We start from the raw sequence: 20952 nt of genomic DNA, 5'->3' as shown, positions 1-20952 counted from the left end.
GCATGCTGCCGGCGGACCGCGCGCCGACATCTCGGCCCAAAACCCCTCACTTGGAGAACTGATGAACGCCCCAGTAGTCCCGTCTGAACCGCACGTGATGCAAACCTATGGCCGCTTGCCCATTGCCCTGTCGCATGGCCAAGGCTGCTGGGTCTGGGACGTGAATGGAAGGCGTTACCTGGACGGGCTCGGTGGCATCGCAGTCAACACCCTGGGCCACGCCCACCCTCGCCTGGTACCCGCCCTGCAGGAGCAGGTGGCCAAGCTGATCCACAGCAGCAATTACTACCATGTGCCGCTGCAAGAGGAATTGGCCAGTCGGCTTTGCGAGCTGTCCGGGCTGACCAACGCCTTCTTCTGCAATAGCGGACTGGAAGCCAACGAAGCCGCGCTGAAGATCGCCCGCAAGTTTGGCCACGACCGTGGCAACCACAATCCCGAGGTGATGGTCTTCGAAGGCGCCTTCCACGGCCGCTCGATCGCCACCTTGTCAGCCACCGCCAACCCAAAGATTCACGCCGGTTTTGGCCCCCTGGTCCCCGGTTTTGTGCGCGTGCCTTTGAACAATATCGAGGCGGTGCGCGCAGCGCTGGCCGAGCACCCCAATATCACGGCGGTGTTCCTGGAAACCATCCAGGGTGAAGGCGGCGTCAACCCGGCCCGCATCGAGTTCCTGCAAGCGCTGCGCCAGGTTTGCGACGAGCACGACATCCTCTTGATGTTGGATGAGGTGCAGTGCGGCATTGGCCGTACCGGCAAGTGGTTTGCCCACCAATGGGCCGGCATTCAGCCCGATGTGATGCCGCTGGCCAAGGGCCTGGGCTCGGGAGTGCCGATTGGCGCCGTGGTCTGCGGGCCGCGTGCGGCCAAGGTGATGCAGCCCGGCAACCACGGCACCACTTTTGGCGGCAACCCCTTGGCCATGCGCGCCGGGGTCGAGACGCTGAAGATCATGAGCGAAGACGGCCTCTTGGCCAATGCCGAAAAGGTCGGCTCTGAGTTGAAGGCCGCGCTGGAAGCCGGCTTGGCCGGCGTGGCCGGCGTCGTGGAAGTGCGCGGCCAAGGCCTGATGCTAGGCGTTGCCCTGGATCGTCCCTGTGGCGTGCTGCTCGGCCGTGCGGCCGAAGCCGGCTTGATGATCAGCGTGACGGCCGACAAGGTGGTTCGCTTGGTGCCCGCCCTGATCCTGAGCAGTGAAGAGGCCGCGCAAATCGCGGCGATTCTGTGCCCGCTGATCAAGGCCTTTTTGTCGGAGCCACAAGCATGAAGCCCGGACCCGGCCTGATGCGCCATTACCTGCAATTCAAGGACTTCCGCGCTGAGGAATACGCCCATTTGTTCGAACGCGCCGCCATCATCAAGCGACGCTTCAAAAACTATGAGCGTTACCAGCCGCTGGCCGACCGCTCCTTGGCCATGATCTTCGAGAAAGCCAGCACCCGCACCCGGGTCAGCTTCGAAGCCGGCATGTACCAAATGGGCGGCTCGGTGGTGCACCTGACCACCGGCGACAGCCAACTCGGCCGCGCCGAGCCCATCGAAGACAGCGCCCGCGTCATCAGCCGCATGGTGGACTTGGTGATGATCCGCACCTATGAGCAAAGCAAGCTGGAACGCTTTGCGGCGCACTCGCGGGTGCCGGTTATCAACGGCCTGACCAACGAGTACCACCCCTGCCAGATCTTGGCGGATTTGTTCACCTTCATCGAAGCACGCGGCATGAACCAGCGCGGCATCGTGGATGTGGATTGCCTCAAGGGCCGCGTGGTCGCCTGGGTGGGCGATGGCAACAATATGGCCAACACCTGGCTGCAAGCTGCCGAGATCCTGGGCTTCACGGTGCATGTCAGCACGCCCAGCGGCTACGAGATCGATCCGGCCGTGGCCGGCATCAAGAACAGCGATTGCTACAAGGTCTTCAAGAACCCCTTGGATGCCTGCCGCGACGCTGATCTGGTGACCACCGATGTCTGGACCAGCATGGGCTTTGAGGCCGAGAACGACAAACGCCGCGAGGCTTTTGCCGATTGGTGTGTGGACGCCGAGATGATGGGCGTGGCCAAACCCGACGCCCTCTTCATGCACTGCCTGCCCGCCCACCGCGGCGAAGAAGTCACCGCCGAAGTCATCGACGGCCCCCAATCCGTCGTCTGGGATGAGGCTGAGAATCGCATGCATGTGCAAAAGGCACTCATGGAGTACCTTTTGCTCGGCCGCATCGGCTGAAAGCCGAGGTGTGCCCGGCCCAATAGGGCCGCATGCGATTCGGGGTGCACTCACTTGGCGCCCCGCCAAGTGAAGCCGCGTCAGCGGCGGGTGCGCACCAAAACAGAATGCATGTGCAAAAGGCACTCATGGAGTACCTTTTGCTCGGCCGCATCGGCTGAAAGCCGAGGTGTGCCCGGCCCAATAGGGCCGCATGCGATTCGGGGTGCACTCACTTGGCGCCCCGCCAAGTGAAGCCGCGTCAGCGGCGGGTGCGCACCAAAACAGAATGCATGTGCAAATGGCACTCATGGAGTACCTTTTGCTGGGCCGCATCGGCTGACATCCTGAGCATTCAAGCCCTGATCCAAACGGATCAGGGTCTCGCAAAAGCGCAAACGCAGTCTGTCACTTTGCGCCGTTAGGCTGAATGTCATATCAAGCCCAGTCCGGGCTTGAGTTTGAACCTCAGACCTCACGCCATGAAAAAACTTCTTGCCCTCAGCGCAGCCCTCCTCAACATCGGTGCCGTTCAGGCCGAAACCCTGTCGCTCAGCTATATCGGCCAACAAATCGTTGAATCCGGCCGCAACTATTCCGGTACCACCGTCGGCGGCCTCTCGGGCATCGACTACAACGCCGCCACCGGCCGCTATCTGGCCATCAGCGATGACCGCAGTGCGCTGAACCCAGCGCGTTTTTACGAATTGAGCCTGGACATTTCCAAGTTCCAACGCAGCGCCACGGCCAACAGCGCCGGCGTCAGCTTCAATGCAGTGACCACCATCCTGAAGGCCGACGGCAGTACCTTCGGCACCAATCAAGTGGACCCTGAAAGCCTGCGTCTGGATGCCGCTCGCAATCGCATCTATTGGACCAATGAAGGTCAGCGCGCCGCCGCTGGCTTTCAAGACCCGACCGTGCGCAGCATGAATCTGGACGGCAGCTATGCCGGCGAATTCACGGTGCCTGATCGCTTCAAGCCGGCCGGCTCGATCGGTGGCGCAAGCACTGGCGACCGCGGCATTTACAACAACCTGGCCTTTGAAAGCCTGACGCTGTCCAAGGACGGCAAAACCTTGTGGACTGCGACCGAGAACGCGCTGAGCCAAGACGACCTGCCCGCCACCGTCAACAACGGCAGCAACTCTCGCCTGCTCTCCTTTGACTTGAACAGCGGCAAAGCCGGCGCCGAATACGTCTACCAAGTCGCCCCGGTGGTGCTGCCGCCGGTGCCTGGCCAGTTCGCCACCAATGGCTTGACCGACCTGATCGCCGTGGGCGACCGCCAGTTCATCGCCATCGAGCGCTCCTTTGGCGTCGGCGCCGCTACGCCGGGCGTCGCTGCCACCACCGATGGCAAGCCCACCGGCAACACCATCCGTCTGTACTACGCCGATGCACGCCAAGCCACCGATGTTTCGGGCCTGGACTCGCTGGCCGGCCAGAGCTTCACGGCCGTCAGCAAGGAGCTGCTGCTGGATTTGTCGACGCTGAAGAATGACGACGGCTCCACGCTCGCGCTGGACAATATCGAAGGCATCACCCTGGGCCCGGTCATCGACGGCAAGCAGACCCTGGTGCTGGTGTCGGACAACAACTTCGGCGCCAGCCAGTTCACCCAGTTCGTGGCCTTGTCAGTCAACGCCCCGGTGCCAGAACCCGAGAGCTACGCCCTGCTGCTGGCCGGTCTGGGCCTGCTGGGCCTGGTGGCGCGCAACAAGCGCATGCACGCTCGCAAGGCCTGATTGGGCCGAACACCCCAAGGCAAACCCTGAGGGGAAAGCAAGAAAGGCCTGACGTTGGCATCAGCCCGACGTCAGGCAAGCATGGCATGCTGGGCTTGCCATGAAAATTGCCCTCATCACCGATCTGCACGCCAACGCCCAAGCCTTTTCAGCCGTGCTCGAGCATGCGCAGAACTTGGGAGTCACCGATTACGCCCTCTTGGGCGACTTTGTCGGCTATGGCGGCGACCCGGCCTGGGTCTTGGACAAGGTGATGGAACTGGTCGACGCGGGCGCTGTGGCGGTGCGCGGCAATCACGATGCGGCCGTCGCCCAGGGCTCTGGCCCGACGATGCGCGAAGAAGCCCGGCAGGTGATCGAATGGACCCATGGCCAGCTCAGCGCCAAGCAGCTCGCCTTTCTCGCCCAATTGCCCTTGACGGCGACGCACGAAGACCGGCTCTTCGTGCACGCCAATGCCTATGACCCGAGCGGCTGGGACTATATTCAAGGCCGCATCGAAGCCATGCGCAGCCTGCATGCCACAGAAGCCCGCTTCACCTTCTGCGGCCATATGCATGAGCCCATGCTTTACCACCTCTCGGGCACTGGCAAGGCTGGCGAATTCACGCCGGCGCCCGATGTCACGATTCCGCTCTTGCCGAATCGGCAATGGCTGGTGATTCCCGGTTCCTGCGGCCAGCCGCGCGATGGCAACCCGGCCGCCTGCTATGCCGTGTTTGACAGCGTCAGCGCGGAGCTGACTTTTCAACGTGTGCCCTATGACGTGGAGGCCGCCGCCGCCAGCATTCGCGCCGCCGGCCTGCCCGAGCGACTGGCGCAGCGCCTGCTGAAGGGCGAGTAGCATTCTTGGTGCCAGGTCTTGCCTCGTCGCCGCCAACGTCTCCCGCCTCACCAGGAATCTGCCCATGCCCAAGTCTGATGCCGGACTCAACAGCACCCTGCTGCCCCCGATCGCCAATCTGGAGCCGGGCCTGGTGTTGGATGGCTTCAAGCTGGAAGAGCGCATGCACCAGGGCGGCATGGCCAATCTATGGCGCGTCACCCGACTGGAGCCAATCGAGGGTGAGAGCTTCCCTTTGATCATGAAAGTGCCGCGCATCAAGGGCGGCGAAGACCCGGCCACCATCGTCGGCTTTGAAGTCGAACAAATGCTGATGCCGGCGCTGAAGGGCCCGCATGTGCCCAAATTTGTGGCGCGCGGCGACTGGACCCGGCAGGCCTATATCGTGATGGAGCGCATTGGCGGCGCTTCGCTGCGGCCACGCCTGGACGAAGCGCCGCTGCCGCTGGACGAGGTCATAGACATAGGCATCAAGGTCGCCACCGCCTTGCAAGACCTGCATCGCCAACATGTGGTACACCTAGACATCAAGCCCAGCAACATCATGTTCCGCCCCGATGGTGCGGCCGTGCTGGTGGACTTTGGTCTGTCGCGCCACGACCATCTGCCCGATCTGCTGGAAGAAGAGTTCTCCCTGCCCATGGGCACCGGCCCCTATATGTCGCCCGAACAAGTGCAGTTTGTGCGCAATGACCCGCGCAGCGATTTGTTTGCGCTGGGTGTGATGCTCTATCACCTGTCCACCGGCGAGCGCCCCTTTGGCCAACCTTCCTCGGTGCGCGGTCTGCGCCGCCGCTTGTATGTGGAGCCGGTGCCGCCACGTGCCATCGACCCGGAGCTGCCGCCGTGGTTCCAGGAAGTGATCCTGCATTGCCTGGAGGTCAAGCCCGAGCGGCGCTACCAGAGCGCCGCCCAGCTGATCTTTGACCTGCAGCACCCGCATGAAGTGGCACTAACTGCGCGCGCCAAGAAGATGAGCACCAGCGGCAGCTTGAAGACGCTCAAGCGCTGGTTCTTCGCCCTCGGCACCGAGCCGGTGGCGCAGGCCAGCGCCACCGAGCAGCTCGCCCGCAGTCCCATCATCATGGCCGCGGTAGACATTCAACATGCCACGCCGGCTCTGCTGGAGCAGTTGCGCGAAACAGTGCGCCGCATCGTGCAGACCGAACCTGGCGCGCGGCTGGCCTGCGTCAGCGTGATGAAGACCAACCGCATCGGCATGGACGAATTGACCGACAAGGACGGCAAGAGCGTGCATGTGAAGCAGCTGATCGCGCTGCGCCACTGGGCCCGCCCGATCAGCCGCGCGCTGAATCTGGAAGACGGACGCCTGACCTTTCATGTGCTGGAAGCGCCTGACGCAGCGGCGGCCATCATTGAATTTGCCGCCAAGAATGGCGCCGACCACATCGTCATGGGCGCGCGCGGTGCTTCGACGCTGCGGCGCTACCTGGGCAGCGTGTCGGCCCAGGTGGTGACCCAGTCCGACTGTTCGGTGACCGTGGTTCGCGAAGCCGCGCGCACCGCTTGAGCTGCACCCCAAACAAGATGGCCGAATCCGACAACCCCTGCGTGCGCTGCGGCGCTTGTTGCGCGAGCTTTCGGGTCGACTTTGCGCGGCAAGAACTGCTCAGCGAGGGCGGCTGCGTGCCCGATGGACTGACCGTGGAGCTAACGGACAGCTTGGCCCGCATGCGCGGCACCGACCACGCCTCACCGCGCTGCGCTGCCCTGGTGGGCCAGATTGGCGTCAAGGCCGGCTGCGGCATTTACGAATGGCGCCCGGCTCCCTGCCGTGAGTTTGGCCTGCGCGCACCGATGGGCATTGGCGATGAAGCCTGCGCCCGTGCCCGCGCTCGCCACGGCCTGCCGCCGCTGGCTTAAACATACTCAAGAGCACTCAGGAGCACGCCATTCAGGTCTGGAGTCTTATTGGAACGGCTTGCGCTGCAGCTTGAGCAGATCGAGCTTGGCGCTGTAACGCTCGCGGTCTTTGGGTGTGGTGCTGTTCTCCACGGCCAGGGCCATTTGCTGACGCGCCGCCTTCAAATCCCCCAAGCCAAAGCTGGCCATGGCCGACCAGAAATGGAACTCATGGAAGTAGGCGGAGCGCTCGATTTCTTTGCCGAACAGTTCACGCGCCTTGGCGAACTCACCCGCCTTCATCGCCTCCACGCCCAGATTGAAATACTTGTAGGGCGGATAAGGCTGCAACTCGGCCAGTCGCCGAGAGAAGGTCTGCGCTTCTTGAGCTCGCCCCAAATCCCCCATCACCAAGACCAGATTGGACATGGCCTGCACATTGGCCGGTTCTTCCGCCAAGACATGCCTCAAGGCCGGCTCGGCCAGCGCAGATTGGCCTTTGCGCCGATAGATCACGGCCAGCGTGTTGTAGGCCAAGAGCTGTTTCGGATCAACCGTCAGCGCACCGCGCGCCCACCAATAAGCTTCGTCCACCTGTCCGTCACGCAAGCTCTCAGCGGCACGGTTGTTCATGAACAGCGCCATCACGGCCTCTTCGCTGATCTCGCGGGTGTAGTGCATCTTGCCGCGCTCGGGGGGCATGAAATCCACCGTCATCATCTCATTGCCAACGCTTGAAAAGCCCGCCTCAGACATGCGCCGGCCCAGGCTCAAATTCACATGGCCGGACAAGAAATACATGTCTGAGGTGCGACTCCAGACCTCTTCGACATAAACGCTTTGATAGCGCACCGGCAGGCCCAAGTGCTTGGCAAATGCCCCGGTCATGATGACGAGTGACAAGCAATTGCCACGACGCTCAGCAAAGGCCTGGGCGGCGTCGCGCGTCATGCTGTCGTCGTACTCGAGTTGCAACAAGCTCTTGTTGTAAAGCGCATCCAGCAGGCCTTGGCGAGAACCTTTGTTGCGCGAATGCCGGGCGATATCGAAGGACAGGTATTCCTCCATCGCCGGACTCAAGGCAAAGATCGCCGAGGGGTCCAGAGCCTTGGCGGGCGGCTTGAACAGCTCGTCGTGAAACAGCTGAAGCGCCGGCTTACTCAGTTCGCCGCGGGGCCCAGAGGCGCAGCCACACAGCGACAGACTCAAAATCAAACCGATCCAAGTGATCAGCGAGGTGCATCCAGTTTTCATGGCAGCTCCTGGCAGTGAGTTCCCTCTGCAAGGAGCTGAGCAGCCAAGCGGCACAAGCCACAGCAAGAAGGGACGGGATGCGTTTGATCCTACTGCTGCACCCGACTCAGCGCCACGCGTTTAGACCCCTCTTTACCGCTATTCATCCCACTCAAGCCGGCCTCGCGCCATCTGCCAAGCTAGAACGTACTCAATGCTGCACCCAGACCATGGCTGTGCGGCCTGGCACGCTAAACGTGCGGCTGCCTGCATCCCAGCGCGCTTGCTGGGCTGGCGCTTGATCGGCGGCCCCGGGCGCCAAATGCACCGGATGCAAAACCCAGTTCATCCTTTCCGCTTCGGGCAGCTGCAATTGCTGAGTTGTGGGCGCCACATTGATCATGTACAGAACTCGTTTGAAACCGGCATCTGCCAAGCCACGGCCGTCCAAAAGCCCAGCCACCAACACCGGGTTCTGTTGCGGCCCGGTGTTCAAGAAACGCAGGCGGCGCTGCACCTCCTCCGCGCTGCGCAGGCGAAACAGCATGGAGCTGGCGCGAATCTTCAAGAGATCACGAAAGGCATCGCGGCTCCAGGCCAGCTCGGCCGGGCTGGGCTTGAGGGACGCGTCGGACAAGAACTCACTCAGCCGCGGATAGAACTCGCCGTTGTCCGCCTTCGGCGGCAAGCCACTGCCGAAACCATTGTCTTGGTAAGACCAGTCCAGGCGGTTGAACCAGTCGCCCGAGTCATAGCTGTTGCGGTCCAGCGATTTGGAACGCATCACATCCTGACCGGCATGGAAGTAAGCCACGCCCTGGCTGAAGGCGGTCAGCGCCGCCCCCAAGATTTGCACCCGCGCCCGGTCCTGCACCGAGGTTTCGCGCGGCAGCTTCAGTACATGGATGTCGAACAACGTCTGGTTGTCGTGGTTCTCCACATAATTGACCACTTCGGCGGGCTGGGAGACATAGCCCGCCGGCTGATCGCCATAGGCAATCTCGGCCAAGCGGCGCTGCTCGCCACGCCAGGTCTGCATGCGGTAGTCCCGCAGCGAGCCGGCCAAGCCGACGCGAATCAAATCAGCCGCCTGCATCAAATCGGACATCGGGCGCTGGGGCGCCAGCGCATTCGGCGCATAGACCAAGCCGTTCAACCAGCCCTGGTTTTGAATGATCGAGTCACCGCTGTCGCCAGCGCTACCGCCGCGCGCGGCATCGCGCCCTCGGTCACTGAAGGTGCCAATGCCCGATCCGTTCAGCGACAGCTGCGAAGCCTGCACAAAGCGCGCGCCGTTGGCCACCTCGCCAAAATTCCAGCCCTCGCCGATCAACTGCACCGGCCGCCCCGCCGCCGCATTGACGCGCTTTTGCAAGGCCTCCATCACCGCCCGCGGCTGGTGCGCCATCAGGTCGAAGCGGAAGGAATCAAGCCGGTACTCGCGCGCCCACAAAGCCACCGAATCGATCATCAGCTTGGCCATCATGGCGTGCTCGGTGGCGGTGTTGTCGCAGCAGGTAGAGCGCTCAATCGTGCCCTTGGCATCCAGGCGTTGGTAATAGCCCGGCACGATGCGGTCCAGCACCGACTGCGGATGCTGGCCGGCTGCGGCCGTGTGGTTGTAGACCACATCCATGCCCACCCGCAGCCCCTCGCTGTGCAGGGCTTGCACCATCTGGCGCAACTCCAGCACACGGCGAGCGCCGTCGCTGGAGTCGCTGGCATAACTGCCCTCGGGGGCGTTGTAGTGGAAAGGGTCGTAGCCCCAGTTGAAGCAGTCCTGCGCGGCCACCGCCATCACCACGGCTTGCTGCGCCTCGCTGTCGGGCGGAGCCGCCGGCACCTTGGGCGTGACGCAAGCGGCTTCTGGCACCGAGGCCAAATCAAAGATCGGCAGCAGATGAACATCGGTCAAGCCGGCCGCCGCCAAAGCCCGCAGATGCCGCATGCCCTGCGATTGCCGCTCGGTGAAGGCCAGGTACTTGCCGCGGTGCGCCGCGCTGACCGATGCATCATGCAAAGAGAAGTCGCGCACATGCAACTCGTAAATGACCATATCGGTCTGCGCCTTGAGGCGCTTGGGCTGCGGCGTCCGCTCCCAATGGGCAGGCTTCAAGGCCGCGTCGTTCAGATCGGCTACATAGCTGCGTTTGGAGTCGGTCGTCAGGCTGACCGAGTAGGGGTCGGTGACGCGATTGCGCACCAGACCCAGGCCCGGCACCCACACATCGACCAGATAGTTGTAGTACTGCCCGCGCAAACTGCCGGCCATGCCCAGACGCCAGACGCCGCTGCGCTCCTCTCTTGCGAGGGGCTGAGGCAAGTCTGTCGCGAGGCTTTGCCCCTGGGCATAAGGACACAGGGCCACGGCCTGGGCCGTGGGCGCCCAAAGCTTGAACTGGGTGGCCGCTCGTGCAGCCTGGGCGGGGCTCAGCGTCACACCCAAGTCCGCCACCTTCTGTGCCGACGCGTACACATCGTCCAAGACGCCCGGGCTTTGCAAAGCCGTGCTCGCCAAGACCCGCCCCGCGCTGTCTTCTTGCACCAGCAAGACCTGACCCCGCAACCAGCGCTTCAGTTGCGGCGCAAAAGACCCAGGGACTTGCAGCCGCGCCCCAGGCGCGACGAACTTGAAGCGCGTTTGCAACTCAGCGGGCATGGGCTGCTCAGGCTCGATCAATGTCAATACGCCTTCAGCGCCCTGCACGGCCTCCCCAACACGCAGCTGCAGCTGGCCTTGGCTAGAGGAATAAAGCTTGTAGCGCGTTTGGGCGCCGGCCGCGGGCATGCCCGGCCATTGGATCCAGCGTGCGCTCAACCAATAAGCGCGCGCCTCGGTGTTGGCCATCGCCGCCGCCAGCAAAAGCCGCTGAGGCTCAGGTCGATTGCAATCGTCCAGCGTGTAGGCGAAGGCGTTAGCTTGCGAAGACAAAGCCTCAGGGGCCGCGGCAAGCGCCTGCTGAGGGATCCCAGCGAAAAGGCCAATGAGACTGAACACAGGCCTTGCAAGGCCCCGCCAGCGCCCTTTTGCTGATGCCGCACTGTCTTCTTGTTTTTGCTTTTGTTCTTGCTCGAACCCGACCATCTCGCCCCCTTCAATGGATGCCAAGATAGTAGCAAAACTACATTCAAATGGTTTGCAGGTATTCCATAAGCCGCCACATTCACCTAAGCTAGGAAGCAACACACCCAAATCAAGGTAATTTTGCTACACCCATGCAGAAACTCTCAAAGCATAGCTCTCAGGCCTTCGCCCCCCTGCTGCTGGCCTTGTCCTGCAGCTTCAGCGGAGCCGCAGCGGCCACCCCTCAAGACAAGCTCAGCAATTCGCCAACAACCCCTGCAAAGCTTGACCTGAGTCCCATCCAAGCCCAACAAGGCATGCGCAGTGCCTTGCCCGCGGGCTGGCAAAACGGCGCCTTCATGGAGATCTTTGTACGCGGCTACCAAGACAGTGATGGCGATGGTGTCGGTGACTTGCGTGGCCTGATCCAACGACTGGACTATCTGAAGGATTTGGGCATCAAAGGCATTTGGCTGATGCCCATCACCGCCAGCGCCGACCGGGATCATGGTTATGCCACCACCGACTTTCGCTCGCTAGAGCCCCAATACGGCAGCTTGGGCGATTTTGATGAGTTGATCCAGCAAGCGCACCGGCGCGGCATCGGCATCATCATCGACTACATCCTCAACCACGCCGCCTCGCAACACCCGCTGTTCCAGTCGGCTTTGCAGGGCGAAAGCAGCCCCTACCGCGACTGGTTCGTCTGGCAAGACCCCGCCCCCAGCGGCTGGGACATCTGGGGCAAGAATCCCTGGTACCCCGGCGCCGAAAGCAGCTCCAGCCACTACTTCGCCACCTTCGGCCCGCATATGCCGGACTTCAATCTGCGCAAGCCCGAGGTGGTGGACTACCACCGCAGCAGCCTGCGCTTCTGGCTGAATCGCGGCCTGGACGGCTTTCGGCTCGACGCCGTGCCGCACATGATCGAGAACGACGCGGTGAATTGGAACGATCAGCCCGAGAGCCGCCGCTTGACCAAAGACTTTCAAGACCTGATCAAAAGCTACCCACAGCGCTACACGGTCTGCGAAGCCACCGCCGAACCCAAAGCCTATGCCGCGCCCGAGGTCTGCGGCAGCGCTTTTGCCTTTGGCCTGGAGCAGCAGATTCTGAAGGCCGCCAAAGGCGAGCCCAACGCCATCCAGCAGGTGGCCGACTACTTTGTGAAGGCGCCGCTCAGCATGGCCACCATGCTGGCCAACCACGATATCTTTGCCGGCGAGCGGATCTGGGACCAGTTAGCCGGCGATGAGTCTCGCTACAAACTGGCGGCCGCCACCTATCTGCTGCTGCCCGGCACGCCCTTCATCTACTACGGCGAAGAAATCGGCATGGCCGGCGTCAAAGGTCTGCCGGGCGACGAGCCGCTGCGCGCGCCGATGTCTTGGACCCATGAGCGTTCGGGCTTTACTTCCAAGGCCCAGGCTTTTCGCCCAGTCTCCCCGAATGCCACTACGCATAACGCCCAGGCCCAGCTGCGCGACCCCGGCTCAATCCTGAATTTCTACAAAGCCATGTTGACGCTGCGGAACCGCCTGCCCGCCATCGCCACTGGGGCCTATGTCCATCCACAGGTTCAAGGACAGACGCTGAGCTTTCAGCGCCGCTTGAATGCCAAAGCGCATAACGTGGTCTTGATCAACTATGGTGATGCAGAGCAAATGATGACGATCCCAGCCTTGCCCAAGCACGCGCAGCTCAAGGCGGCCTACCCCAAGCCGCCGCCCCCATCAAAGCGAAAGACAGCGATAAGCGCCGATGCAGACGGCCATGCCCGCATCAACGTGGGCGCTCGTTCAGTCCAGGTCTACGAGGTCTTGCCATGAAGCCCATGCCCCAAGCTTCCTGGACAGTTCGCACCCGGCCTTTGCTGCTCACTTTGACGCTGACATTGACACTCAGCGCCTGCAGCAAGAACCCGAGCACTGATTTAAGCCGACCGATCGAGCAGCGCCCCAGCACCGCGCAGGCCAATGTCTCGGTGCTGCCGCAGTTGCTGGAGATTCCGGGCCTGGCACGGCTTCGCCAGGTGCGCCTTTACCTTCCGCCAGGCTATGCCAGCTCCGGCAAGCGCTATCCGGTGCTTTACATGCACGACGGCCAAAACCTCTTTGACGACGCCACCGCCTACGCCGGCGAATGGAAGGTGGACGAAACCTTGAATGCCCTGGCCCAGGCGGGCAAGCTGGAGCTGATCGTGGTCGGCATTGATAACGGCCAAGACAAGCGCATGAGCGAGTTGAACCCTTGGGACAACCCCAAGTTCGGCAAGTCCGAAGCCAAGGCCTATCTGGACTTCATCGTCAAGGTGATCAAACCCACCATCGACCGCGACTACCGCAGCCTGCCGGAGCCGAGCAATACCGCCATCATGGGCAGCTCCATGGGCGGCCTGATCTCGCACTACGCCATCACCCAGTACCCTGGCGTCTTCGGCCGCGCTGGCGTTTTTTCACCGTCCTACTGGATAGGTCAAAGCGCCGCGCTCGTTTACTTCGCCCAGCACCCGGCGGCGCCCGATGCGCGGCTCTATCTGCTGTCGGGCGACCAAGAAGGCCGAGATATGGTGGACAACATGTCGACCGTGTACGCCAGCCTGTTGAAGGCCGGCCATCCGGCCGACCAGCTCTCCATCAAGGTGACGCCCGGCGCCGGTCACAACGAGGCCTTCTGGGCCAGTGAGTTTGAACAGGCCGTGCTCTGGCTGTTCAAACCCTGACGAGCGCCATCAGCTCAGGCGCCGCGCCCCAGCAAGCCGCTCATGCGCTGCAGCATGGGCTTGACCATGGGCATGGTCAGCATGGTGCTGGCCACCGCCATCAGCAGCAGCGCGGTGAAGGTCTCGCTGGTGATGATTTGCTTGTCCAGCAAGATATTGGCAAAGATGATCATGATCAGCGCCTTGGTCTGCAGCAACCATCCGATCAGGCTGGCCTCGCCCTTTTGCCAACCCAGGATCCGGCCCGCCAGATGCACGCCGATCAGCTTGCCGGCCACCGAGGCCAGCAATAACCAGGCTGCAGCAAAGAAGACCGCCGCACCGCCCACATTCCACTGCGTGCGTAGCCCGGTGCTGAGGAAGAACACCGGCATGATGACCAGCAAGACATGGTGGCGCAGGCTGTCAAGCTGCTGCTGATCAAACCAATCGGCATCGATGATGGCGCCGGCCAAAAAGGCGCCCACCATGAAATGCAAGCCTGACCAATCGGCGCCAAAGGCGCAGGCCGCCAGCCAGATCAGGCCGACAAACCAGCGGTCACTCTGCGGCAGGCGTTGCATCAAGCGACGGAACAAGGCCCCCACCACAACAAAAGCAAGGATGAAGGCCGCTTGGCGACCGACCCGGTGCCAGTCCATCAAGATCAGAGCCAAAACGCCCCAGATCGCCACATCGTCCACGCTGGCATAACGCAGCACCCGCTGGCCCAGCGGCCGGCGCAGGATGTCGAGCTTTTCCATCAAGAGAATGAGAATCGGCAAGGCCGTCACCGCGCAGGACATGCCCACGCCCAGCACAAACTGCCAGTCCAGCGCTTTCGGGCCCATCCAGCCTGAGCCCAGCGATGACGAGAGCATCACCAGCGCGGCGCCGCAACCCAACAGCAAAGGCACCCCCAGGGCCAAGCCGGCCGTGATGCCGCTCTCGCGCCGGTGTTGCCAGGCGGCCTTCAGGTCCAGCTCAATGCCGGCAATCCAGACAAACAGCATCACCGCCCACCAGGCCACCCCATTGAGCGACTGAATCACCGCCGGGTTGAAGACGAACTGGTAGTAAGCCGGGAACAGCGCGCCCAAGACCCCGGGGCCGAGCAAGATGCCGGTAATGATTTGCACCACCACCAAGGGCGCAAAGTACTCGGTACGGCCCAAGCGCCAAATCAGATATGGCACGCTGAGGATGATCAGCATGGCAATCAAGAAAATCTCGGTCGTATTCATCACAGGCTCAGATCGACAATGAAAAAGGGCGACACCGGCCAACACCGGCATCGCCCTTGGCAAGAAACTGCGCGGATTATCAGCGCGGCAACTGCATCATCGCCATAGGGGCTCTCCCGCTCGCGGCGGTGATCAAGGCCAGCACCCGAGTCGGCTCCGCGCCCAGCATGTCCCAGCTGAAGCGCCAGCCCCAGTTGCCGCCCAGAACACCCGGCACATTCATGCGGTGGGCGCTGCCCAGACCCAAGACGTCTTGCAGCGGAAACACCGCCATATTCGCCACCGAGTTGCAGCAGGCGCGGATCATGGCCCAGTGCACATCGTGCGCGCCGCAAGCCAAATAGGAGCCAGCGAAAGAGCGCTCTTGCGGCGAGGCGCTGTCCCACCAGCCGCGCACCGTGTCGTTGTCATGGGTGCCGGTGTAGGCCACGCAGTTGCGGGGCCACATATGCGGCAAGAACTCATGGTCCGCCACCGCGCCCTGCTCTACTTGAGCCGCATCCACACCAAAGGCGAATTGCAAGATCTTCATGCCCGGGAAGCCGCAGCCATCGCGCAGCGCATGCACATCCTCGGTGATGAAACCCAGGTCCTCGGCCACGATGGGCAGCTGACCCAAGGCTTTTTCAATCGCGTCAAACAAGGCCTTGCCGGGGCCGGTGCGCCATTGGCCCTGGCGCGCATCCGGGCTGCTGCCGGGAATCTCAAAGTAGCCGGCAAAGCCACGGAAATGGTCGATGCGAAACACATCCGCCTGGCTCAGCGCCCGCTTGACCCGCGCCATCCACCAAGCGTAGTTCTCATCCGCCATTCGGGCCCAGTTATATAACGGATTACCCCAGCGCTGGCCAGCCACCGACATCGCATCGGGCGGCACGCCGGCCACCACCGCGGTCTGGAATTGATCGTCCAGCTCATACAGGTCTGGTCGGCTCCAGCAATCGGCGCTGTCATGCGCCACAAAGATGGGCAGATCGCCCATCAGCGCCACGCCCTTGCTATTGGCATAAGCCTTCAGGGCCGCGCTTTGCACATCGAACTGCCACTGCACAAACTGCCAGAAGCGGTATTCCTCGGCATGCGTCACTCGCGCTTGCGCCAAGGCGGCGGGCTCACGGCGAGCCAAGGCTGGCGCCCAGGTCCACCAGGCTTGGCCACCCAGCGGCGAGCGGATCGCCATGAACAAGGCGTAGTCGTCCAGCCAAGACGCTTGCTCGGTGCACCAGACGGCAAAAGCCTGCTGGTCCGCCGTATTGGCCTTGGCGAAGAAGCCCGCCGCCGCAGCGCGCAGTTGCTTCTCTCGCCAGGGCAAGACCTGGCCGTAATTCACCTGCTTGGCATCAAAGCCGGCCAGCTCAGCCGCTGTTGGCGCGGCCAACCAGCCCTTGGCCACCAGCGGCTCCAAGGCCACCATCCACTGGCTGCCTGCAAAGGCCGAGACGCCTTGGTAAGGGCTGTCGCCGGGGCCGATGGGCGTGGTCGGCAGCAGTTGCCAGATCTTTTGGCCGGCCGAGGCCAGCCAATCGACAAAGTGAAAGGCCTCGGGCCCGAAGTCACCCATGCCATGAGGGCCAGGCAGCGAAGTGATGTGCAAGAGCACGCCGGCGGAGCGTTGATTGAGGTTCATCGTCTCAGAGCTTTCTTCTCAAACATGGCGCAGCACCAGGAGGCTGCGCGCGGGAACATTCAGGTGGGTGAAGATGGATGTGTCGGACTCAGCCACCGAGTCCAGGGGCAACTCGCCACTGCTGTCCAGAACCAAGCGCCATGCGCCTAGGCTAAAGGAAAAAGCCTGCGGCTCGGGCTCGGGGTTGAACAAGACCATCAGGCGCGGCGCAGCTGCAGCCTCCACAGGCTGGCGCGCTTCAAAAAACACCGCCGCGAAGGCCGACTGCGAGGCATCAAACCAGTCGTGCTGCTGCATCTCCGCACCGCGCGGCGAGAACCAGCGCAAGCTGGGCGCCGAGGCCTGAGCCGCATCTGCAGAAGCCGCGGCAAACCACTGCTCATGCCGCAGCAAGGGCTCGGCACGGCGCAGCGCCAGCAGCGCGGCGACAAAGGCTTGCGTGTCGCTCTCAGCCTGCGCCCAGTCAAGCCAGGTGATGGCATTGTCTTGGCAGTAGGCATTGTTATTGCCGCCCTGGCTGTTGCCGATCTCGTCACCCGCGCAAAGCATGGGCGTGCCCTGGGCCAGCAGCAAAGTGGCCAACATCGCGCGGCGCACCCGCAAGCGCGTGGCGCGGATGGCGGCGTCCTCGCTCGCGCCTTCATGGCCGAAATTGGCGCAGAGTTCGCCGTCGCGGCCATCGCGGTTGTTTTCGCCATTGGCGTGGTTGTGCTTGTGCGAATAGCTCACCACATCGGCCAGCACATAACCGTCATGCACAGAGACAAAGTTCACCGAAGCGGTGGGCCGGCGCGCGCCATGGTGGAACAAATCGCTGGAGGCCATGAAGCGCCGCGCCAACTCACCGCGGCTGACGCTGGGCTGCTGCGAGCGCAGCCAATAGCCGCGCACCGCATCGCGGAACTTGTCGTTCCAATCCAAAAACCGCCCGGGGAAGCGGCCGACCTGGTAGCCCTCATGCCCGGCATCCCAGGGCTCGGAGATCAAATGCACCTGGGCCAGCACCGGGTCCTGACGCAAAGCGGTGAAGAAGGCGGCTTGCGGTTCAAAGCCATGGTGCGTGCGCCCCAGCACCGGCGCCAGATCGAAGCGAAAACCGTCCACGCCCATCTCGCTCACCCAGTAGCGCAGCGAGTCCAGCACCAGCTGGGCCACGCGCGGGTGGGCGCAGTTCAAGGTGTTGCCGCAGGCGCTGACGTTTTCATAACGGCTTTTGTCGTCAGACACCAAGCGGTAGTAGCTGCGGTTGTCCAGCCCTCTGAAACTCAAGGTTGGGCCGAACTCATTGCCCTCGGGCGTGTGGTTGTAGACCACATCCAGCACCACCTCCAGGCCTTGCGCATGCAGCTCGCGCACCATGGCGCGGAACTCCTCGCGAACGGCGGCCGGGTCCTCGCGATGCGCACGCTGCGCCAGCCGCGGGTCGGGGCTGAAAAAGCCTAAGGTGTTGTAGCCCCAGTAATTGGGCTTGCCCAGATCGGCCAGATGCGGCTCGTCGATGTGAAAGTGCACCGGCAGCAAGGACAAGGTGGTGACCCCCAGGGCCTTGAAGTGCGCCACCGAGGCGGGGTGCGCCAAGCCGGCGTAGCTGCCGCGCAGGGCCTCAGGCACCGCCTGCAATTGCTGCGAGAAGCCCTTCACATGCACTTCGTACAGCACCAAGTCAGCGGTGGCATGGCGCGGCGCATTCAGTCGCGGGCTGCTGTCGGCCGGCAAGGGCTGCGCCACCCTGGCCTTCAGCGCTTGCAAGGCGTTGTCGCGGGTGTCGAAGGAGCGCGGCCCATCCGGGTGGCCCAGCTCATAGCCATGTTGCTCGGGTGCCCAGGCAAAGTGGCCGACGATCTCTCGGGCATAGGGGTCAAGCAAGAGCTTGTGAGCATTGAAGCGATGACCATGCTCGGGGCTGTAAGGCCCATGGGCACGCAGGCCATAAACCAGACCCGCAGCCAAGCCCGGCAAAAAGCCATGGAAGACGCCGTCATCCGGCCCGTGCAAGGCATAGCGGCGCAGCTCGCGCTGGCCCGAGCCATCAAAAATGCACAGCTCAATGGCCGTGGCCGACTCGGAGAAGACGGCGAAATTCACGCCGCCGTCGCGCGGCGTGGCGCCTAAGGGTTCATGGCGACCCGGCGCCAGTGAAGCAGGCAAAAGTGAATCGGTGGGCATGGTCAGAAATTCAAAGCTGTAGGCATCAAGAACAGACAAGACAGCGGCGGCAGATTCAGACTGATGGACTGGGCATGGCCAAGCGCTGCCACCGCCTCGGGCTGCAAGACCTGATCCAGATTGCCCAGATTGCTGCCGCCATAGTGGGCGGAGTCGGTATTCAAAACTTCTTTCCAGCCCAGGCCCGGCGTTGCAGGCACGCCCAGGCGGTAGCCCATGCGCGGCACCGGCGTGAAGTTGCAGACCACCAGCACTGGCGCTGCGGCATCTTCTCCGTTCTGTTCATCCTTGCGCAACCAGGCCAGCACCGATTGCTCGCGGTCCTCGGCCTGCAGCCATTCAAAGCCGGCAGCCTCGCAGTCGAGCCGGTGCAAGGCGGGCTGCGTGCGGTAGAGCTGGTTGAGGTCGCGAATCAGGCGCTGTACGCCGGCGTGCCGCGCATCCTGCAGCAAGGCCCAGGGCAGTTGGGCCTCATGATTCCATTCGCTGCTTTGCGCAAACTCCTGGCCCATGAACAGCAGCTTCTTGCCCGGGTGACCCCACATAAAGCCGTAGTAGGCGCGCAAATTGGCAAACTGCTGCCACTGGCTGGCATCGTCCGCCGGACCGCGCATCTTGCCCAGCATGGAGCCCTTGCCATGCACCACCTCGTCATGCGAGATCGGCAGCACAAAGTTCTCACTGAAGGCATAGACCAGGCCAAACGTCATCTTGTCATGATGCCAGCGCCGATGAATCGGGTCCTCCTGCATATAGCGCAGGGTGTCGTTCATCCAGCCCATATTCCATTTGTAGTGAAAGCCCAGGCCGCCCGCCGAGGTCGGCGCCGAAACACCGGGGAAGCTGGTCGACTCCTCCGCCACGGTGATGGCGCCCGGCGCATCCAGGCCTAACTGCTCATTGATGCGCCGCATCAGCGAGATGGCTTCCAGGTTGTGATTGCCGCCATGCACATTCGGCACCCACTCACCGGCCGGGCGCGAGTAGTCGCGGTACAGCATGGAAGCCACCGCATCCACCCGCAGCCCATCCACGCCCCAGCGCTCAGCCCAGTACAGCGCATTGCCTGCCAGGAACTGGCGCACTTGTGGCTGGGCGAAGTTGTAGATCAGGGTGTTCCAGTCGCGATGAAAGCCTTCGCGCGGATCGGCGTATTCAAACAGCGGCGTGCCATCGAAGCGAGCCAAGCCATGGGCGTCGCTGGGGAAATGCGCGGGCACCCAGTCCAGCAGCAGGCCCAAGCCGCGCTGGTGGCAGGCCTGCACAAAACGCGCAAAGCCCTCGGGTGGGCCGAAACGAGCACTGGGCGCAAACAGGCCCAGGGTTTGATAGCCCCAAGAGCCGTCAAAAGGATGCTCGCTGATAGGCATCAGCTGCAGATGGGTGAAGCCCAGGTCCGCCGCATAGGCGGGCAGCTCGGCCGCCAGCTCATCCCATGTGGGGAACTGCGCCGCACCGCGCCGCCAGGAAGCGGCATGCACTTCGTAAATGGTCACCGGCGCCCGGCGCGCGTTCGCCTGCGCGCGTTCCGCCGGCAGGCGCTGCGGCGGGCGCAAGGGCGCAGCCACGATGCTGGCGGTCTCGGGCCGCAGCTGGGCGGCGCGAGCATAGGGGTCGGCCTTCAGCGGCATGAGTTCGCCCGCCGGGCCCAGCAGCTCGAATTTGTAGAGATCGCCCACAGCCGCCTGCGGCACAAAGATCTCCCACACACCCGCCTCATGGCGCTTGCGCATCGGGTGGCGGCGCCCGTCCCAGGCATTGAAGCAGCCGACCACGCTAACCCGCTGCGCATGCGGCGCCCAAACGGCAAAGCACACACCGGCCAGCTCGCCGCCGGCGTCGGTCTGCGTCAGCGGATGCGCGCCCAGCAACTCGAAGGGACGCGGATGCTGGCCTTGGGCAAAGCGTTGCAGCTCTGGCTCTGCCAATTGCGGGCCGTAGGCATAGGCATCGGCATAGGTGTCGGCAAGGATCTGCTCGGCCTCATCCGCCGACCAGCGCACCGCCAGCCGATAGTCAAAACGCTTGCGGCGGCGCCCCATCGGCGCTTCGAACAAGCCGCCCGCATGGCGAAGTTTCAAAGCTGCGACCGGCTTGCCGCTGGCGGCGTCGAGCACCTCGACCGACAACGCGCCCGGCAGCAAGGCGCGCAGCCACAGGCGGCCGGCCGCATCGGCATGCAGACCCAAGACGGAGAAGGGGTCTGCGTGCCGCGCCGCCAATAGCGCATCGACTTCGGCCGGGCTCAACATGGGGT

At 63.1% G+C, this 20952-nt stretch carries 13 protein-coding genes and 2 pseudogenes; 9 read left to right on the top strand and 6 right to left on the bottom strand.

Annotation, left to right across the window (positions count from 1 at the left end; all coding sequences use genetic code 11):
* The first annotated feature begins 61 nt into the window (after positions 1-61).
* The 7 genes and pseudogenes from LNV06_RS20155 to LNV06_RS20130 all read left to right on the top strand — a co-directional run bounded on the left by LNV06_RS20155 (position 62) and on the right by LNV06_RS20130 (position 6681).
* Positions 62-1267 carry an aspartate aminotransferase family protein gene (locus LNV06_RS20155; protein ID WP_263540079.1) on the top strand — a complete coding sequence of 402 codons (1206 nt, stop codon included), beginning with the start codon at positions 62-64 and terminating at the stop codon, positions 1265-1267.
* Positions 1264-2226: an ornithine carbamoyltransferase gene (gene argF / locus LNV06_RS20150; RefSeq protein WP_263540078.1), complete on the top strand. Its 963-nt coding sequence runs from the start codon at positions 1264-1266 to the stop codon at positions 2224-2226. The genes LNV06_RS20155 and argF overlap by 4 nt, the downstream gene beginning before the upstream one ends.
* A gap of 461 nt (positions 2227-2687) precedes the next feature.
* A pseudogene (locus tag LNV06_RS20145) lies at positions 2688-3797 on the top strand (esterase-like activity of phytase family protein); the annotation flags it as partial.
* A gap of 42 nt (positions 3798-3839) precedes the next feature.
* Positions 3840-3953: pseudogene (locus LNV06_RS22690) on the top strand (PEP-CTERM sorting domain-containing protein); the annotation flags it as partial.
* A gap of 100 nt (positions 3954-4053) precedes the next feature.
* Positions 4054-4797 carry a metallophosphoesterase family protein gene (locus tag LNV06_RS20140; RefSeq protein WP_263540076.1) on the top strand — a complete coding sequence of 248 codons (744 nt, stop codon included), beginning with the start codon at positions 4054-4056 and terminating at the stop codon, positions 4795-4797.
* Between the two features lie 64 nt (positions 4798-4861).
* The gene (locus LNV06_RS20135) at positions 4862-6328 is read left to right on the top strand and encodes a bifunctional serine/threonine-protein kinase/universal stress protein (RefSeq protein ID WP_263540075.1); all 1467 of its coding nucleotides are present in this window, start codon (positions 4862-4864) and stop codon (positions 6326-6328) included.
* 17 nt (positions 6329-6345) lie between these two features.
* A complete protein-coding gene (locus LNV06_RS20130) occupies positions 6346-6681 on the top strand; it encodes a YkgJ family cysteine cluster protein (protein WP_263540259.1) in 336 nt (111 codons plus the stop codon).
* 45 nt (positions 6682-6726) lie between these two features.
* Here LNV06_RS20130 and LNV06_RS20125 read toward each other — a convergent pair whose 3' ends face one another.
* Both LNV06_RS20125 and LNV06_RS20120 read right to left on the bottom strand, forming a co-directional pair.
* Positions 6727-7914, bottom strand: coding sequence for a hypothetical protein (locus LNV06_RS20125; RefSeq protein ID WP_263540074.1), 1188 nt, complete (start codon positions 7912-7914; stop codon positions 6727-6729).
* Between the two features lie 190 nt (positions 7915-8104).
* The gene (locus LNV06_RS20120) at positions 8105-10825 is read right to left on the bottom strand and encodes an alpha-1,6-glucosidase domain-containing protein (protein ID WP_263540073.1); all 2721 of its coding nucleotides are present in this window, start codon (positions 10823-10825) and stop codon (positions 8105-8107) included.
* Positions 10826-11109: 284 nt separating this feature from the next.
* Here LNV06_RS20120 and LNV06_RS20115 point away from each other — a divergent pair, with 284 nt between their 5' ends.
* Entirely contained in the window at positions 11110-12786 is a 1677-nt protein-coding gene (locus LNV06_RS20115) for an alpha-amylase family glycosyl hydrolase (protein WP_263540072.1), read from the top strand.
* Entirely contained in the window at positions 12783-13679 is an 897-nt protein-coding gene (locus LNV06_RS20110) for an alpha/beta hydrolase (RefSeq protein ID WP_263540071.1), read from the top strand. Before LNV06_RS20115 ends, LNV06_RS20110 begins: the two co-directional genes overlap by 4 nt.
* A gap of 14 nt (positions 13680-13693) precedes the next feature.
* Here LNV06_RS20110 and LNV06_RS20105 read toward each other — a convergent pair whose 3' ends face one another.
* The 4 genes from LNV06_RS20105 to glgB form a co-directional block, all read right to left on the bottom strand.
* Entirely contained in the window at positions 13694-14902 is a 1209-nt protein-coding gene (locus LNV06_RS20105) for a cation:proton antiporter (RefSeq protein WP_263540070.1), read from the bottom strand.
* 79 nt (positions 14903-14981) lie between these two features.
* Positions 14982-16529 carry a 4-alpha-glucanotransferase gene (malQ, locus tag LNV06_RS20100; protein ID WP_263540069.1) on the bottom strand — a complete coding sequence of 516 codons (1548 nt, stop codon included), beginning with the start codon at positions 16527-16529 and terminating at the stop codon, positions 14982-14984.
* Between the two features lie 18 nt (positions 16530-16547).
* Positions 16548-18695 carry a glycogen debranching protein GlgX gene (glgX, locus tag LNV06_RS20095; protein WP_263540068.1) on the bottom strand — a complete coding sequence of 716 codons (2148 nt, stop codon included), beginning with the start codon at positions 18693-18695 and terminating at the stop codon, positions 16548-16550.
* 2 nt (positions 18696-18697) lie between these two features.
* Positions 18698-20947, bottom strand: a complete 2250-nt coding sequence (gene glgB / locus LNV06_RS20090; RefSeq protein WP_263540067.1) for a 1,4-alpha-glucan branching protein GlgB — start codon at positions 20945-20947, stop codon at positions 18698-18700.
* Positions 20948-20952 lie beyond the last annotated feature (5 nt).

It is taken from the genome of Paucibacter sp. Y2R2-4, from assembly GCF_025717535.1.
GTDB lineage: Bacteria > Pseudomonadota > Gammaproteobacteria > Burkholderiales > Burkholderiaceae_C > Paucibacter_A.
This window is presented reverse-complemented; position numbering and strand designations above follow the sequence as displayed.

What these genes read in the sequence shown, in the direction of transcription:
- LNV06_RS20105 (WP_263540070.1), bottom strand. Translation starts at nt 14,902, where the DNA reads ATGAATACGACCGAGATTTTCTTGATTGCCATGCTGATCATCCTCAGC.
- LNV06_RS20140 (WP_263540076.1), top strand. Translation starts at nt 4,054, where the DNA reads ATGAAAATTGCCCTCATCACCGATCTGCACGCCAACGCCCAAGCCTTT.
- glgB (WP_263540067.1), bottom strand. Translation starts at nt 20,947, where the DNA reads ATGTTGAGCCCGGCCGAAGTCGATGCGCTATTGGCGGCGCGGCACGCA.
- argF (WP_263540078.1), top strand. Translation starts at nt 1,264, where the DNA reads ATGAAGCCCGGACCCGGCCTGATGCGCCATTACCTGCAATTCAAGGAC.
- LNV06_RS20155 (WP_263540079.1), top strand. Translation starts at nt 62, where the DNA reads ATGAACGCCCCAGTAGTCCCGTCTGAACCGCACGTGATGCAAACCTAT.
- LNV06_RS20125 (WP_263540074.1), bottom strand. Translation starts at nt 7,914, where the DNA reads ATGAAAACTGGATGCACCTCGCTGATCACTTGGATCGGTTTGATTTTG.
- glgX (WP_263540068.1), bottom strand. Translation starts at nt 18,695, where the DNA reads ATGCCCACCGATTCACTTTTGCCTGCTTCACTGGCGCCGGGTCGCCAT.
- LNV06_RS20110 (WP_263540071.1), top strand. Translation starts at nt 12,783, where the DNA reads ATGAAGCCCATGCCCCAAGCTTCCTGGACAGTTCGCACCCGGCCTTTG.
- LNV06_RS20135 (WP_263540075.1), top strand. Translation starts at nt 4,862, where the DNA reads ATGCCCAAGTCTGATGCCGGACTCAACAGCACCCTGCTGCCCCCGATC.
- LNV06_RS20115 (WP_263540072.1), top strand. Translation starts at nt 11,110, where the DNA reads ATGCAGAAACTCTCAAAGCATAGCTCTCAGGCCTTCGCCCCCCTGCTG.
- malQ (WP_263540069.1), bottom strand. Translation starts at nt 16,529, where the DNA reads ATGAACCTCAATCAACGCTCCGCCGGCGTGCTCTTGCACATCACTTCG.
- LNV06_RS20130 (WP_263540259.1), top strand. Translation starts at nt 6,346, where the DNA reads ATGGCCGAATCCGACAACCCCTGCGTGCGCTGCGGCGCTTGTTGCGCG.